The sequence below is a fragment of the Nostoc sp. ChiQUE02 genome (assembly GCF_034531305.2).
In the GTDB taxonomy this organism is placed as follows: domain Bacteria; phylum Cyanobacteriota; class Cyanobacteriia; order Cyanobacteriales; family Nostocaceae; genus Nostoc.
This window is the reverse complement of the sequence record NZ_JAVRBN020000020.1, coordinates 1-14,831: the sequence shown is the minus strand read 5'-3', so window position 1 is coordinate 14,831 and position 14,831 is coordinate 1. Positions and strand designations below refer to the sequence as shown.

The following is a 14,831-nucleotide window of genomic DNA, read 5'->3' as shown; positions in this document are numbered from 1 at the left end:
TGAATTCACGCAATGTACGACTTATTCTTAAAACCCCGCTTCCATTCCTCTCCCTGCTGGCATCAGCCTGTCGTTAGGCATTAAGATGAATTCTAGTAATAAAATTACCATAGCCGTTGGTTTCGACTTCGCTCAACCAACTGAATGGTCGAGAGTTGAGCGACTTGTGCCGACTTGTACTGAGCGGCGTCGAAGTAGCGGAGCCGAGGTAAGTCGAAACTCGCCAACATAGATATTTTTTTCATCAGAAATCACCTAAGTCTTACTCCCCTTCCCTACAAGGGAGGGGGTTGGGGGTTAGGTTTGAGAGAAAGTTGCAGACTGCGTTAATTCTGTATTCTGGCTCCTGGTTTATTTATTCTTACCTACTTACTAATTTTCCCTTGCTTGTGGTGTTCGTCGGTGCTGTATTAACAAACCAACCGCCATGCCAATACCGACAAAGGCTGTAAAGTAGAATAAACCAATCAATCGGATATAAATTGGTGGTGCGATCGCTTCAACTTCAACTTCTTGTGCTACCTTCACTGGTGGAAATTGACGGCTAGATCCTGTTAGAGGAGTTGCTTCCACCTCGATTTTGTGGGGTGAACCATCAAAAAATTGTTCCTGCCATATTAACTTACCTTGTTCGTCGGGAATACCCTTGTAGTCAAAGACTGTTAAATTATGTTCTGTGGCGATCGCTTTCACCTGCAATGCTACATCTTTGATAGGTTGTCCGGTTGCACTATCTTTTACCTGTAGCGCTAAATTTGCAAGTTTTCCTACAGTCGCGTTTTTATCTCCATCAAGACTAATTTCCAATCCCTGAGATTTTTGAGATGATGGTGCGATTGCTTCGGTAGTACTTGAGTGGTGTTCACTACCATGAGCTTCTGCCACTTCTGCACTAATGTTGATAACTAATAGTGTTACTATAGCCACTACTGTCAATGCACTTAATAAAAGGCGGACTGACTGTGGTGCAATTTCTCCTTGTTGTAGTTCTTCTTGTCCGCCAATAACCCAACCACCCAACAATCCAAGTGACAGTAAAATAGCTGCGATCGCAGCAAAATATTTATATTTTATTGGATTTTCTCGGACATTCAGATTTAAGGTTTGCTGATATGGAGCAAAGGCATTTGCTACCAAAGGTGACACATTCACTTGCAGTTGATAATTACCACGGATGGGTAACATCTGCTGAATTTCTAGCTTACCATCAGGTGCTGTGGCATTCATTTGCAGCAATTTTGTTCCCTCGACAATGGGAAAATCTGTTGTTAACCAAGGATTACGCGGTGGTGTCAGAATTTGTAAACTAATTTTGGTATTTGCTAAAGATTTACCCGCAGCATCAATAGCTTGTAACGTCAGCTTAACGGGAGATTGTGGTTTTTCTGCCTCTGCTTCAAAAGGGAGAATACGTTCTAAAGGTGGGTTGGTGGAGAGTAGCACTCTGGATTTAGGAGTTTGGGAACTACCCACAAAAGAATAAAGAATTGACAAAGCAATGCAAACAGCGCTGATAACTCCAAACAGTCGATATTTTTTCATAAAAACTTCTGGTAAATGTGAAACTGATGTACTCTCTGCAACTTAAACCTTAATAGCAGTAGATGAAAGTTACTATAATGTAGTGTTTATAGCTAGCAATATTTTCATCCAAATTCTATAGGAGATAGTGCGAAGCGCTAACGCACTTGATCTACGTAGCTTGCTTCTCCTCTGGAGTACGGCGGGCACAGGCATCGCTACGGATTTCAATACTGCGTAGGTTTTGTGTTCTAAATCAACAGACTTGTGTTCTGAACCAACAGACTTGTGTTCTGAATCAACGGACTTGTGTTCTGAACCAACAGACTTGTGTTCTGAACCAACGGACTTGTTTTCTGAACCAATCCTTATGCACATAACAGCCAATTTGTACAGCACATAAGCCTTAGAGGTTATTATTACTAAGTACAAGAATACCAGTCAAAGAATTAGTCATAACTCAGACATTATCTTTAATCAATTTAAGGTGATGTAGAGATGGTTTGTTGCCCATCTCTACAAAACCTAAAAGTTATTTCCAAGCAAAAACACTGGCGCGAAATCCGCACTATTTTAGCGTAGTAACTTTGTTATTTGACCTAGCAAAGCTTCATGCACCTAAAAAATTTTGGGATTCTGATAATTTAGTGACATGCAACGCCTAAGGTGTGGTGACGTGCTGAGTGTGCTGTGTTATGAACCGCAGGATAAGTGGAGAACAAAACAGTCCAGATAACTAAAGAAGATAACAGCATATAAAGCGTTACCTGTACAGGTTTTGATAAGGTAATACCTGCGGTCTTCTGCAATAGTGAAATATGAGAAAAAGTAGTCATTTTTGACCTCCTATAATAATTTTGGGTAATTCATCAATCAAAAGGCATGATGCCGGTTGATTGCAAAAAGATATACGATCTACTTTGTGTTTGACAAGTGTGTATCAAATGTATTATGTAACTCGGCTTTAGTGAATACTATACTATCCTTTGAACATCAGTTCATCACGATGCAGAAATCTACACATAAAGTCCATACAAATAACAAAAGAATGACACATGGTTTTGAGCGATGGCATTTTCAAACCTGATAACACGAAGATAACAGATAAAAATAAACAATTAAAAATGGTTATGTTGCCAAGCATCCAAATTTCCTTGATATGGGATTTATGCTATCTCTAACCAAATTAAATACACCACAGATTACCGACAGTTATTTGCTTGTGTCCATATCCAAGATGCTATTATACTCACTGTTTATACTCCAAGTACTACTAAAGCAATAAACATATCAAGAACAGGTATAAAACAGTTAGTTTTCTCTGAATATCATTTATACATAAACGAGCGTAATAATACCGTTAGAATTAAGGAAATTTGGCTGGAGTTTTTAGAGACTGATTCTCGGTTGTTCTAGATTGAATAACTTCAGTAAAAGTTTTAAAGCACTGGAAAATTATTGACAATAATTATTAATTCCTCTAATATTTAAAAGCAATTGAAAATCTTTTGCAATTCTTTTTTGGTGCTAACCGTAATTAAATGTCATGCCCAACAACTTCGCTCTGGGTAACGGAAAACCCTGGAGCCGCCGTCAATTACTGAAGCTGGGCCTAGCAGGTGCTGGAGTAACTGGTGCAGCTGGACTTTGGCAGATGCTAAATCTACAAAGTCAGTCAATAGTCAAAGTGCCACCACTCGAAATGGAAGCACCCAACGACGTTACTAACCCGATGAAGATGTTAAGGGATTTTGATTATGGGACGGTGAAGCAAGAAAATGGGCGGACTATCCGAGAATTTCAGTTAACAGCGGGTACTTCCATCATTAAGCTCAATAGTGCTGTCTCTTACAACATTTGGGATTTAAACGGTCGCATACCAGGGCCAACGTTACGGGCAAAACAAGGCGATCGCATTCGGGTACTATTTCTCAACAATGCGGGACATTCTCACTCTTTGCATTTTCATGGCGTTCATCCGGCGGAAATGGATGGTGTTCGCCCAATCAGCAATGGTAGTGCCACAATTTATGAATTTGATGCTGAACCTTATGGCGTTCACTTATACCATTGCCATATTGAACCAGTCACCCGTCACATCGCCAAGGGACTGTACGGAATGTTTATCATCGATCCACCTACTCCCCGTCCCCCGGCTGATGAGATTGTATTAGTGATGGGTGGATATGACGTGAATGATGATAGCCATAACGATTATTACGCCTTCAACGGTCTACCCCACCATTACATGCATCATCCGATTCGCATTTACAAAGATCAGTTGATTCGGCTGTATGTTCTCAACATCATTGAATACGATCCGGCAGTGACGTTTCACCTCCACGCCAACTTCTTTGATGTCTATCGCTATGGCATGAGTATGACTGCTAGCGAGAAAACAGATGTGCTGACGATGGGTGTAGCAGAAAGGCACATCTTAGAATTTTCTTTTCGCTACCCAGGTAAGTATATGTTCCATCCCCATCAGGATGCGATCGCAGAAAATGGTTGCATGGGTCAATTTGAAGTACTTGCTGAGAGTAACTCTCAAAATCCTATGAAAAATTCCTAACAAATAATATTATTAGTAATTTGTAATAAAGTTTTAGATAAGTAGTTGATAAAAAATATCATTATATGCGACAGTAAAATCTATGACAACGTGTCAAACAAACTAGCTTTTAGTAATAGTTTGCAATGTTTCAATTAATACCTTTTTTAGTTGTGCGAGGAGCAAAGATGATAAAACTTCGTTATATCTGTTTAACAGCAGCAGCAGCCTTAATAGTTACCTTGAGTTCCTGTAGCGGTACACCAACCGCAGAAAATCCATCAGCACCAGTTGCTACCCCTCAAGCTACAGAGGCAGCAAGTAATAACAGTCACAGTGGTCACGGTGGCAAAGAAAAAATTAACATTAACACTGCTATATTGTCAGAATTGGATAAGTTTGAAGCAAAACTAGGTGTTCCGGCTTTATCGAACAAAATCCAGGCAGCTCGTCCTTATGGTAGCCCAGAAGATTTAGTTACTAAAAAAGTAATTACTCAAGAACAGTTCGACCAAATTAAAGACCAGGTTGGTGTTCAAGAAGTGGTACTCACAGGTGAGGCAAAAGATGTTGACTATATGTCTAAATTAGGCTTAATGAAAGGGCATCTTTTGGTAGCACGAGAACTTCTGGATCAAAATCAGCCAAAACAAGCAGAACCTCATATTGGACATCCAGTTGAGGAGATTTACGTTGACGTAGAAGAACAATTGAATGAGCGCAAAGTCAAAGAATTTAAAACAACATTGGTGAGTTTGCAAGATTTAGTGAAATCTAGTCCGAAGGATAGCAAAGTTAAAACTAATTTTACTTCTTCAGTGCAAGCGGTTGATGGAGCGATCGCAGCTTTGCCAGCAGATCAACGTTCAAAGCCAGGATTTGTGCTCCAGGTAGTTAACGAATTGCTAGATTCAGCTAACTCCGAATATGGCGCAGCGATCGCAGATGGTAAAGTAACCGCGCCAATTGAGTATCAAGATTCCCGTGGTTTTGTCATTTACGCCAATGATTTATACAAAGGAATTTCTAGTCAAGTAGCTCAAGCAGATCCCGAAGCACACAAAGCGATCGATGCTAGTTTCGCTGAACTAATAAAAGTTTGGCCCGCCGCTATCCCACCAGCAAAAGCAGTCAAAACTCCTAATGATGTTACCAAGCTGGTGAAAACCATTGAGGAAAACTCTCAAAAAGTGGTTGACAAATCCAATACTCAAGCACAACGATAACACTTTGATTTAATGGGAAGTATATGGCAAGGAGTTTAAAATAGTTAGGAGAGACGCGATTAACCGCGTCTATACAAGAGTTAGGAGTTATGAATTATGAGTTATGAATCGCGATCTACTAACTTCCAACTTCTCACTTCTAACTCCTAACTAAATTACACTCCATTCGTTACTTGAACTAACAACTGATGCAAGAACTTGACCAGAAAAAGACCATTGACCTGCTGAACGCCATCATGGAATTTGAACTAGCAGGGGTAGTGCGCTATACACATTATTCTTTGATGGTCACTGGCCCTAACCGTATTCCAATTGTGGCTTTTTTCAAAGCACAGGCAAGTGAATCTTTACTTCATGCCGAACAAGTGGGAGAAATTCTCACCGGTTTAGATGGGCATCCTTCCCTGAAAATCGCCCCAATGGAAGAAACCTACCAGCATAAAGTCAAGGATATCTTGGAAGAAAGCTTATCCCATGAAAAGAAGGCATTGGAACTGTATAAAAAATTGCTCGATACTGTCACCAATGCCAGCATATACCTTGAAGAATTCGCTCGCGGTATGATTGGGCAAGAAGAGATGCATAATCTCGAACTGAAAAAGATGCTACGCGATTTTAGTTAATAGTCATTAGTCATTAGTCCTTAGTCATTGGTCATTAGTCAAAAACAAATTAAAAGGACAGATGACAAAGGACTAATTACAAAGGACTAATGACTAAGGACAAAAGACAAAGGACAAAAGATGAATTTTAGTACTGCTCTACCTACTTTTGTAATAACACTCCGAGAAGGAGTGGAAGCTGCTCTTGTTGTTGGCATTGTGCTAGCTTTGCTAAAAAAAGCTAAACAATCCCGACTCAATTCATGGGTATATGCTGGTGTCGGTGTTGGCATTGTCGTCAGTGCCTTAATAGGTGTGTTATTCAGTTGGGTAATTCAAGTACTGGGAGCGGCGAATCCTCAATACACCACGGTAGTTGAGCCAGCGCTAGAAGGTGTGTTTAGTGTATTAGCGATCGCAATGCTCAGTTGGATGCTAATCTGGATGACTAAACAAGCCAGATTCATGAAAGCTACAGTTGAGGGAGCAGTAACAGAAGCACTGACACAAAACTCAAATGCTGGCTGGGGTGTCTTTACTTTAATTTTGATTGCCGTTGTCCGCGAAGGCTTTGAAACTGTTCTGTTCGTTGCAGCTAATTTTCAACAGGGATTAATGCCAGCATTGGGCGCTATTGCTGGTTTAGTAGCGGCATCTGCCATTGGGGTAATGCTATTTAAATGGGGTGTCAAAATTAACATCCGCCAGTTTTTCCAGGTAATGGGCATTTTATTAGTGTTGATTGTGGCTGGATTGGTAGTTTCAGCCTTGAAACACTTTGACGAAGCTGTGGCTAATCTTGCCCTTAGCAGTCGTGCGACAGAAAGCCTTTGTTTATATTACGAACGTTTTACAAAAGTCCACTCCTGTATTTTGGGGCCAATGGTTTCCAATACTTCCACAATCTTGCCTGACGAGCAGTTTCCTGGGATTATTCTCAAATCTTTATTTGGTTACAGAGACAATCTCTATCTTGTGCAAGCAGTGGGATATATGACATTTTTACTCACCATTGGAGGACTGTATTTCCGCAGCCTTGGAAGTTCTTCTCCTGAAGGTAAAAAGAATGTCCGCTTTCCTCAAAAACCAATTAGTTCTGCAAAAGATTAAAAGCACAGTCAACTTTAGATTTTTGCCTCGTTCCCAGTCAATGACTGGGAATGCCTATTGGGAGGTTCTGCCTCCCCTATTCATCATCAAGATAGAACCTAAAAACAAGATTTTAATTTATATTTATTCAGCTAAGTGCCCTGTGGTACGAACAACGCTTGCTTAAGCTGCTGACAAGCCTTTTCAATTGCATCTATACTACCTGGATTCACTAGACCAAAATAATCAAACACATAGACTCGGTTATTTTTAGTTGCTTGCAGTTGTTGCCAAAAAGCTTCCTTTTTCAACGAATCTAAAAGCGCCACTTCCGAATTTCCTTGTGGAGGATTAACTAAAATTATCACCTCCGGATTTGCTTCTAAAACTTTCTCAGCCGAAAGCGTCACATAGCCACCAATTGGACTTTTTCCTTGTAAATCTGCTGCTATATTTTTCGCTTGGAATTTCGCCAGCAAATCCCCTGCCCAACTGTTTTTATTTGGCGCTAAAATTGGTTGACGACTAACCAGCGCTAGAGTAGAAGGACTCTGAGTTGGTTTATCTGGCAAGAAAGTTTTGTAACGATTTAACAAAGGTTGAGGATCAGCATTAATTGACTGAGCCAGTGTTTTCGTAAGTTCTTCTAAAGATTCCCAGTTATTCACCTTAGTCAGCAAAGTTGAAATTCCTAGCTGCTGAAGTTTTTGAATTGGGATGTTAGAAAAACCTTCAGCACCAATAACTAAATCTGGTTTGAGTGCTACAACTTTCTCTAAATTTGGTGGATTTTGACCTTCGCTAACGCGGGGAATATCCTTGAATCTTGAGTCATTCTTAAATAATTTACTACCAGTGATTCCAACAACTTTTGTTTGATCGAGTCGAGAGATAATATCAGCCGATAGAGAAGAAAGAGCAACCACTCTTTTTGCTGATCCTTTTGGTAATTGCTGAGAGTTCGCGTTAGTCGCCTCAGTGGTATTTTCCACTTGTGTTTGTGGCTGCTGAGTATTTGCAGTGGTGCAAGCAACTAAAACTATACTCAACAAAATTGCTAAAGTAGATAAGAGCCAACGACGATACATATTAAAATTCCTTCTGGGGGTAAGAATGGTATAAGATCGATATGGAGTAGGGCTGTTGTAATTACGAAAACAGATGTACGCCCATACTAATGTAATTCTTCCAATCCCCAGTTCAACTTATTTGGTCTCCATCCAATTTTCACCGACACGTGCATCCACTAGTAACGGCACACTCAACTGGACTGCATTTTCCATCACCGACTTAATTTGCAGTTGTAATTCTTCCCACTCATGAGGGGGAATTTCAAACACTAATTCATCGTGAACTTGCAACAACAAACGCGCCTGATAGTTCTTCAAAACCTCATGCAATCTCACCATTGCAATTTTGATAATATCAGCGTTGGAACCTTGAATTGGTGCATTAGCAGCGGAGCGTAGTAAACCTGCATCATAAGCACCCAGATTTTTTAATTTACTCAGATCAATATCTTCTGGGTTACTGCCTTTTAATTTGCGTAAACTATTATTAGTAAAGTCAAAGTAACGACGGCGACCGAAAATAGTTTCTACATAACCAAGAGCGATCGCTTCTTTTTTCACTCGCTCCAAATATGCAAATACTTTCGGATATCGTTCATTAAACCGCTTAATAAACTCGTTGGCAATGGACTTATCTATCCCAGTTGAGCGCGAAAACCTTAGAGAACCCATGCCATAAATCACGCCAAAATTGATAGTTTTTGCTATTCCTCGTTCTTCCGAGGTTATATTTTCTTTTTCAAATACTAACCGCGCCGTAACAGTGTGAACATCTTCATTTTGTTGATATGCTTGCACTAATATCGGCTCTTGACTTAAATGAGCCAAAATCCGCAATTCAATTTGTGAGTAATCAGCAGCCACCATTAACCAACCAGCTTCAGGCAAAAACGCCTTACGAATTTGACGACTAAAAGCTGTACGAATGGGGATATTTTGCAAATTCGGATTAGAAGAAGATAACCTACCAGTTGATGTAGCTGCTTGGTTAAAATCAGTATGCACCCGCTGAGTATCTGGACGCACCAATGCTGGCAATGCATCAACATAAGTAGACTTTAATTTAGATAGGGTGCGATACTCAATAATCGCTTCAACAAATCCAGTGTTATCATCTTCTTGGAGTTTTTCTAGTGTTGCTGCGTCTGTAGAGTAGCCCGTTTGGATTTTACGAGAATGTTTGGTGCTTAACCCCAGCTTTTCAAACAAAATTTGGCTCAATTGCTTAGGAGAACCCAAGTTAAAATTTTCCCCAGCTATTTTAGTTGCTTCCTCTTTTAACCTGGCTAACTCAGTTTCTAAATGCTGTGAAAGTTCTTGTAAATAAGCTGAATTGATGCGAACGCCTGTATATTCCATTTGAGCTAAAACTGCTTCTAGCGGCTGTTCCACTTCCACTAATAGCTTAGATAAAGCTGGAATTTTATCCAGATCCTCACGCAATTTCGCCACTAAACCAAAGGTAGAATAAGCATCCATACCGCAGTAATCTGCTACGGCGGGAATATCTATATCAGCGATGGTTTTACCTTTAGGAACTAAATCTAAGTAACTTTTTGCGATCAATCCCAAATATCGCTGTGCCAAATCCATCAAATTATGACTAGAATCTGGATTGAGAATGTAACTTGCCAGCATGGGATCAAACACCACTCCCGCCAAATTAATTCCTTGACACTTTAGAACTAAACGGTCAAATTTGGCATTTTGTAAAGCTTTGGGATAATCAGCACTTTCGAGAAGTGGGCGTAATGCTTCTAGCACCAAATCTTTATTCAAATTTTCCCCAGTTTTATGCCCCACAGGAATATAGGCTACCTCATCTGGTTTCGTTCCCCAACAGCACCCAATTCCTACTAACTCAGCATCTCTTGGTTCTAAATCGGTGGTTTCAGTATCCCAAGCAACGGGTGTCTCTGGGTTAGTGAATTTTTGCAAAAGTTTCACTAACTCAGTCAGTTTTGCTTCGGTATTGATGATGCGTGGTGTAATTGGGGAAGTAGATTGTTGTGGAACTGCTGCTGTATCACTAGCACTGAAAAACCATAAATCATTATCTTCATCAGCGCTGAATTCTGAGTTAGTAAAATTGGGAGTAATTGCGTCTGTTTTGGCTTCTTGCTTTTCTGCAACTTTGCCCCCAAAACGTTGCTGAAGGTCGTTTATCTTGCCTAAAAAAGACTTGAATTCTAACTTTTCTAAAATCGGTGATAAGACGCTTGTATCAAACCCTTTTAATTTGCAATCTTCTAAATCAAATTCTATAGGAACATCCAGAACTATAGTTGCCAAATAGCGAGACCTATCAGCATCTTCTTTACCCGTTGCCAGTTTTTTCTGAGTTGCGCCTTTAATTTCATCTAACGCAGCATAAATACGATCGAGGGAACCATAGGTATTTAGCAGTTGCACTGCTGTCTTTTCCCCAATTCCCTTAACCCCAGGAATATTATCCGATTTATCACCACAAAGAGCTTTAAAATCAACAATTTGTGAAGGTAAAACGCCCATTTTTTCTTTGACTTGTTCTGCTTCAAATTCAGTGATGCTATTTGTAGAGCGTTTTAGGGCATCTGGACTAAAATTCAGAACAGTGATTTCTTTGTCAGAGTCGATTAGTTGAAATAAATCGCGATCGCCAGTGAGAATCTTCACCCTATACCCAGCAGCAGTTACTCGTTGTGCTAAAGTTCCCAAAACATCATCTGCCTCGAAACCAGGGGCAGTGAAAATTGGGAGATTGAAGCCATTCAGCAACTCATGCAGGTTTGCTAAGTCGGGAATGAAGTCTTCTGGTGTTTCTTTGCGATCGGCTTTATAAGTATCGTCAGCTTCGTGACGAAAAGTCGCCTCACCCAAATCAAAAGCGATCGCCATTGCTTGGGGCTGTTGTGTTGCCATTACCTCCAGCAGGCACTTCACAAAACCAAAAGATATGCTGGTGGGAATGCCTGCTTTAGTACGCAGTCCTCCATCTCGCCCTTTGGCGAAAGCAAAGTATGAACGATAGGCCAGGGAGTGTCCATCTACGAGGATGAACGTGGGGCGTGTTGCAGTTGCAGAAGTGATTTCAGACATAGCCCTATTTTAGCCAGAAGCTTTGTCACATAGTTAGCAATTTCAAATGCTCTGCACTTGTTGGAGCGCTCTTTGGTGTTGTGGGTGCACTGGTCGGTGCGTATGGGGGGTCGCGCGGTGCGGATAGCCGCAATTGAACGGATTGGTACAGTTCCTGCTGCCCTTACTGAGGATGTTGTAGCGATCGCTCTGCCTGCCTTTATCGTTACCAGTTGCTGTCACGTAGTGCGTAAGTCTTAAGTCCTAAGTTAACTGGTATCTTAAATTAAAGAACTTGAGCGATCTAAGTTGAACCAAAATTGAAGGATCAAAACTACTGATTGAAAGGTCGATAAGCCACCCTTGCGAGCAATCAGATCATCAAAATAAGACTGCTGAAATCAGTTATGTATCAACTATCAAGTAGCAATTGCTCGATCAATTATTGATCGCGGATGCAGTTATCTTTACAGTCCAAACCAGATACAGATTGCGAAACGCTCACAATTTACATAGGAGCCACATGAGTACAATCACGACTAACGATGGTACGCAAATCTATTACAAGGACTGGTAACAAATGTTTTTACTTCGTTCCATAAATAAATAATGGTGATTAAACAGTTTTCTTTTTCTTTCTTTTAACTTTTAACTTTTACCTTGTTCGGTGAGAGTGTTATGAAAGCAAACTATCTCCAAGGAGTTTAGCGCTAATGGAAACAGCAGATGTCATAGTGATCGGCAGTGGTCAAGGAGGCATTCCACTGGCGGCTGATTTTGCCAATGAGGGACGTAAGGTTGTCTTGTTTGAGCGGGATGCTTTAGGCGGCAGTTGCATCAACTATGGCTGCACTCCATCCAAAGCGTTCTTAGCAGCGGCTCATACAGCAGGGCGGGCGCGCCAAGGTAAGAAGTTAGGCATCCACACCGAGGTAAAAGTGGATTTTCCCGCTGTCATGGAGCGAGTTCGGGGAATCCGCAGCAGCTTTAATCAGGGGATTCGCAAGCGATTGGAGACTGCGGGTGTCAAAGTCATTTGTACCGAAGCTTCTTTTGTGGGTGAACGGACGGTTAAAGGTGGGGATGTTATCCTTCAGGCTCCTCTGGTAATCATTAACACGGGTACGTCAGCGCTGATACCTGACATTCCCGGACTTGCAGGAACTCCCTACCTGACCAACCGCAACTTCTTTGACTTGAATACCTTACCAGCCCATTTATTGGTGATTGGAGGTGGCTATATTGGCTTGGAATTGGGACAAGGACTAGCGCGTTTGGGCAGTCAAACCCAGTTAATTGTGCGGGGCGATCGCGTCCTTGATCGAGAAGAGGCTGATGTCAGTAAGGTCTTAGCAGAAGCATTAAAGCAGGATGGGATTAAGCTCCACTTTGGAGTTAATGTGAATCACGTCGCCCACGAGAATAATGTGTTTAACCTGACCCTGAGCAGTGGCGAACAACTCCAGGGAGAAGCGTTGCTGGTTGTGATTGGACGGAAACCTAATACAAGTGCATTAAATGCAGCCGCCAGCAGAATTGAGCTAGACGATCGAGGGTTTGTCAAAATTGATGACCAGTTCCATACCACCTGTTCTGGAGTCTATGCGATCGGGGATGCTGCCAAACAGCCTGCCTTTACCCATGTGTCGTGGGAGGACTATCGCCGCCTAAAAGCAATTTTGTGTGGAGAAAACCGGACACGGAGCGATCGCATCCTTGGCTATGCGGTCTACACAGAACCCCAGGTTGGGCGAGTGGGTATGACGTTAGAACAGGCTCAGAAACAAGACATCAACGCGTGTGCTGTCACGTTACCCATGAGCCAAATTGCGCGTGCGATCGAGTGGGGGCATGACCTCGGATTTTATCGCATGGTGATCGACAGCGACACAGATAAAATCCTGGGAGCAACCCTGGTGGGGTACGAAACTGCTGAACTGGTGCATGTATTTTTATCCCTGATGGAAGCAGGAGCAACCTGGCAGTTGCTAGAGCGATCGGTTCACATCCATCCCACCTATGGTGAAGCTTTACCCAGTCTGGCACGGTTGCTGCTTGGGGATAACATGCCAGGGTGTCCGAATATGTGAAGAGATTTTACTGATGCACAACTTCAGTTGGCATTAATTAAGTGGATGCCTAAGCTAGGAAGTCATCCTCTTGACTCGGCTACAAAACCGTTCTCTATTTGATTGCTCATTTATCCCCGATACTAATGTAGTGCATGTATAATTTTATGTATTATGTCTACGCATTTGCAGCTTTAGTACGGAAGCCAAGTAGAACCAACTTTTGGTAGGAATTAAGTACATGAGTATAAATAAATATAATAACCAGAATAGCCAGATCCCCAACTTCTTACCATAAGTCGAGGATCTATCTCCTAAACGTTTTATGTTTAATTAGATTGACCTGCTTACTAGAATTCAATTATCAGGAACAAACAAAAACTAACTTAATATTTCGACATATCACTACCACTATCAAGCCTCTTTGGCTTAACAAAACTTTATATATATCGATAAAAAGTACATTTATCGAAGGAATTTGAACATAAAAACTTTACAGGAATTTACGTATATTTATCAAGTCTATAAGCAAAGTTTCAAAGTTAGAAATAAGTTAGCAATCCCGTAATGATTCGTTTTAGAAAAGCATCTTCCATTCATGACAACAAAACTATTCAACACTCTAGCTGCTGCCACAACTTTGGCAGGAATTGTTGCAACTTCTGGAGTGGCTAACGCGGCTTCTCTCTCGTACACTAGTTCCAGTAATTACGATTTCACAGATATCATTGATGCACCTCTGAGCGTCCAACAATTTAACTCATCTCTAGGTACACTCCAAGGTGTAACAATAGAATTTACTGGGGACGTACTTGGAAATGCAGGTTTTGAAAACAGGAGTCCAACCTCCAGTCAGGTGACACTAAATCTTACTAGTGACTTCAGCTTGCAACTAAATAATCAGTCTCTATTGGGGTTCAATCCGCAATATGCTTACAGTTACCAAGTTGCTAAATATGACAACATCACTGATTATAGTGGCACCTCTGGAAAGACTGTTTCTAACTTAACTGCCACACAATCTGCTACCCAGTCTTTCACTAATCCCCAATTCTTGCAGTCTTTCATTGGTAATGGCAACATAGACTTTTTGTTCTCAGCTCTAGCCAACTCAGTAGTTACAGGATCGGGCAACATCAGATCCTATGTTGATACATATGCCAAAGCAAGTATCAAAGTAACTTATGACTACGATGATGTAAAATCAGTACCTGAACCCTCTGCCACACTTGGAGTTGGTTTAATTGCTGGGCTTTGTCTGTTGTCACAACGTAAAAAAAGCTGGCTCAAGGTGTCCAATTTATAGACTTTCTTGAATAGGTAGATTTTTCCCATCCCATCTATCGGTCAGGCTATCTAATTTAAATTAAAATCCCCGATTTTTTCGAGAATCGGGTTTTTTTGTTGCGACTATTAGTCAGAATTTTTCTTATTATCTAAAAAATACTATTTTTGGTAATTACCGTAAATATTATTGATATAAAGTGAATTATAGCGGTTCTCGCTTGAGTGAAATACAAAATGTGGGAGGATGAACAAAGTCAACAGCAAAGTGCATCTAGCATGAAAGCATACTCCATTGACCTCCGTCAAAAAGTAATTGACGCATATAATAATCAAGAAGGCTCCCAACGAAAGCTGGCAAC

At 41.0% G+C, this 14,831-nt stretch carries 12 protein-coding genes; 7 read left to right on the top strand and 5 right to left on the bottom strand.

Annotated features, from left to right (window positions below):
• Positions 1 to 104: 104 nt before the first annotated feature.
• From RM347_RS20425 to RM347_RS20415, 3 genes are all read right to left on the bottom strand, one after another.
• Positions 105 to 245 (bottom strand): hypothetical protein, encoded by a 141-nt coding sequence (locus RM347_RS20425; protein ID WP_322720166.1) that lies wholly within the window; start codon positions 243 to 245, stop codon positions 105 to 107.
• Between the two features lie 127 nt (positions 246 to 372).
• Positions 373 to 1,542 (bottom strand): hypothetical protein, encoded by a 1,170-nt coding sequence (locus tag RM347_RS20420; RefSeq protein ID WP_322720165.1) that lies wholly within the window; start codon positions 1,540 to 1,542, stop codon positions 373 to 375.
• 623 nt (positions 1,543 to 2,165) lie between these two features.
• Positions 2,166 to 2,357 (bottom strand): CbtB domain-containing protein, encoded by a 192-nt coding sequence (locus RM347_RS20415; RefSeq protein WP_292740972.1) that lies wholly within the window; start codon positions 2,355 to 2,357, stop codon positions 2,166 to 2,168.
• Positions 2,358 to 3,067: 710 nt separating this feature from the next.
• Here RM347_RS20415 and RM347_RS20410 point away from each other — a divergent pair.
• From RM347_RS20410 to RM347_RS20395, 4 genes are all read left to right on the top strand, one after another.
• Positions 3,068 to 4,093, top strand: a complete 1,026-nt coding sequence (locus RM347_RS20410; RefSeq protein ID WP_322720163.1) for a multicopper oxidase domain-containing protein — start codon at positions 3,068 to 3,070, stop codon at positions 4,091 to 4,093.
• Positions 4,094 to 4,260: 167 nt separating this feature from the next.
• Positions 4,261 to 5,298 (top strand): helix-hairpin-helix domain-containing protein, encoded by a 1,038-nt coding sequence (locus tag RM347_RS20405; RefSeq protein WP_322720162.1) that lies wholly within the window; start codon positions 4,261 to 4,263, stop codon positions 5,296 to 5,298.
• Positions 5,299 to 5,486: 188 nt separating this feature from the next.
• Positions 5,487 to 5,921, top strand: a complete 435-nt coding sequence (locus RM347_RS20400) for a ferritin-like domain-containing protein (RefSeq protein WP_322720161.1) — start codon at positions 5,487 to 5,489, stop codon at positions 5,919 to 5,921.
• 120 nt (positions 5,922 to 6,041) lie between these two features.
• Positions 6,042 to 7,010 carry an FTR1 family iron permease gene (locus tag RM347_RS20395; protein WP_322720160.1) on the top strand — a complete coding sequence of 323 codons (969 nt, stop codon included), beginning with the start codon at positions 6,042 to 6,044 and terminating at the stop codon, positions 7,008 to 7,010.
• A gap of 131 nt (positions 7,011 to 7,141) precedes the next feature.
• Here RM347_RS20395 and RM347_RS20390 read toward each other — a convergent pair whose 3' ends face one another.
• Both RM347_RS20390 and polA read right to left on the bottom strand, forming a co-directional pair.
• The gene (locus RM347_RS20390) at positions 7,142 to 8,077 is read right to left on the bottom strand and encodes an ABC transporter substrate-binding protein (protein WP_322720159.1); all 936 of its coding nucleotides are present in this window, start codon (positions 8,075 to 8,077) and stop codon (positions 7,142 to 7,144) included.
• A 117-nt stretch (positions 8,078 to 8,194) separates the two neighbouring features.
• Positions 8,195 to 11,137 carry a DNA polymerase I gene (gene polA / locus RM347_RS20385; protein ID WP_322720158.1) on the bottom strand — a complete coding sequence of 981 codons (2,943 nt, stop codon included), beginning with the start codon at positions 11,135 to 11,137 and terminating at the stop codon, positions 8,195 to 8,197.
• A 72-nt stretch (positions 11,138 to 11,209) separates the two neighbouring features.
• Here polA and RM347_RS20380 point away from each other — a divergent pair, with 72 nt between their 5' ends.
• From RM347_RS20380 to RM347_RS20370, 3 genes are all read left to right on the top strand, one after another.
• Positions 11,210 to 11,377, top strand: coding sequence for a hypothetical protein (locus tag RM347_RS20380; protein ID WP_428850586.1), 168 nt, complete (start codon positions 11,210 to 11,212; stop codon positions 11,375 to 11,377).
• Between the two features lie 452 nt (positions 11,378 to 11,829).
• Positions 11,830 to 13,206, top strand: a complete 1,377-nt coding sequence (locus RM347_RS20375; RefSeq protein WP_322720156.1) for an FAD-dependent oxidoreductase — start codon at positions 11,830 to 11,832, stop codon at positions 13,204 to 13,206.
• Between the two features lie 577 nt (positions 13,207 to 13,783).
• Positions 13,784 to 14,491 (top strand): PEP-CTERM sorting domain-containing protein, encoded by a 708-nt coding sequence (locus RM347_RS20370; protein WP_322720155.1) that lies wholly within the window; start codon positions 13,784 to 13,786, stop codon positions 14,489 to 14,491.
• The last annotated feature ends 340 nt before the right edge of the window (positions 14,492 to 14,831 follow it).

Excerpts from the sequence above, each read along its gene's own strand:
- RM347_RS20420 (WP_322720165.1), bottom strand. The coding sequence starts at position 1,542 with ATGAAAAAATATCGACTGTTTGGAGTTATCAGCGCTGTTTGCATTGCT.
- RM347_RS20415 (WP_292740972.1), bottom strand. The coding sequence starts at position 2,357 with ATGACTACTTTTTCTCATATTTCACTATTGCAGAAGACCGCAGGTATT.
- polA (WP_322720158.1), bottom strand. The coding sequence starts at position 11,137 with ATGTCTGAAATCACTTCTGCAACTGCAACACGCCCCACGTTCATCCTC.
- RM347_RS20400 (WP_322720161.1), top strand. The coding sequence starts at position 5,487 with ATGCAAGAACTTGACCAGAAAAAGACCATTGACCTGCTGAACGCCATC.
- RM347_RS20390 (WP_322720159.1), bottom strand. The coding sequence starts at position 8,077 with ATGTATCGTCGTTGGCTCTTATCTACTTTAGCAATTTTGTTGAGTATA.
- RM347_RS20405 (WP_322720162.1), top strand. The coding sequence starts at position 4,261 with ATGATAAAACTTCGTTATATCTGTTTAACAGCAGCAGCAGCCTTAATA.
- RM347_RS20375 (WP_322720156.1), top strand. The coding sequence starts at position 11,830 with ATGGAAACAGCAGATGTCATAGTGATCGGCAGTGGTCAAGGAGGCATT.
- RM347_RS20370 (WP_322720155.1), top strand. The coding sequence starts at position 13,784 with ATGACAACAAAACTATTCAACACTCTAGCTGCTGCCACAACTTTGGCA.
- RM347_RS20395 (WP_322720160.1), top strand. The coding sequence starts at position 6,042 with ATGAATTTTAGTACTGCTCTACCTACTTTTGTAATAACACTCCGAGAA.
- RM347_RS20410 (WP_322720163.1), top strand. The coding sequence starts at position 3,068 with ATGCCCAACAACTTCGCTCTGGGTAACGGAAAACCCTGGAGCCGCCGT.
- RM347_RS20425 (WP_322720166.1), bottom strand. The coding sequence starts at position 245 with ATGAAAAAAATATCTATGTTGGCGAGTTTCGACTTACCTCGGCTCCGC.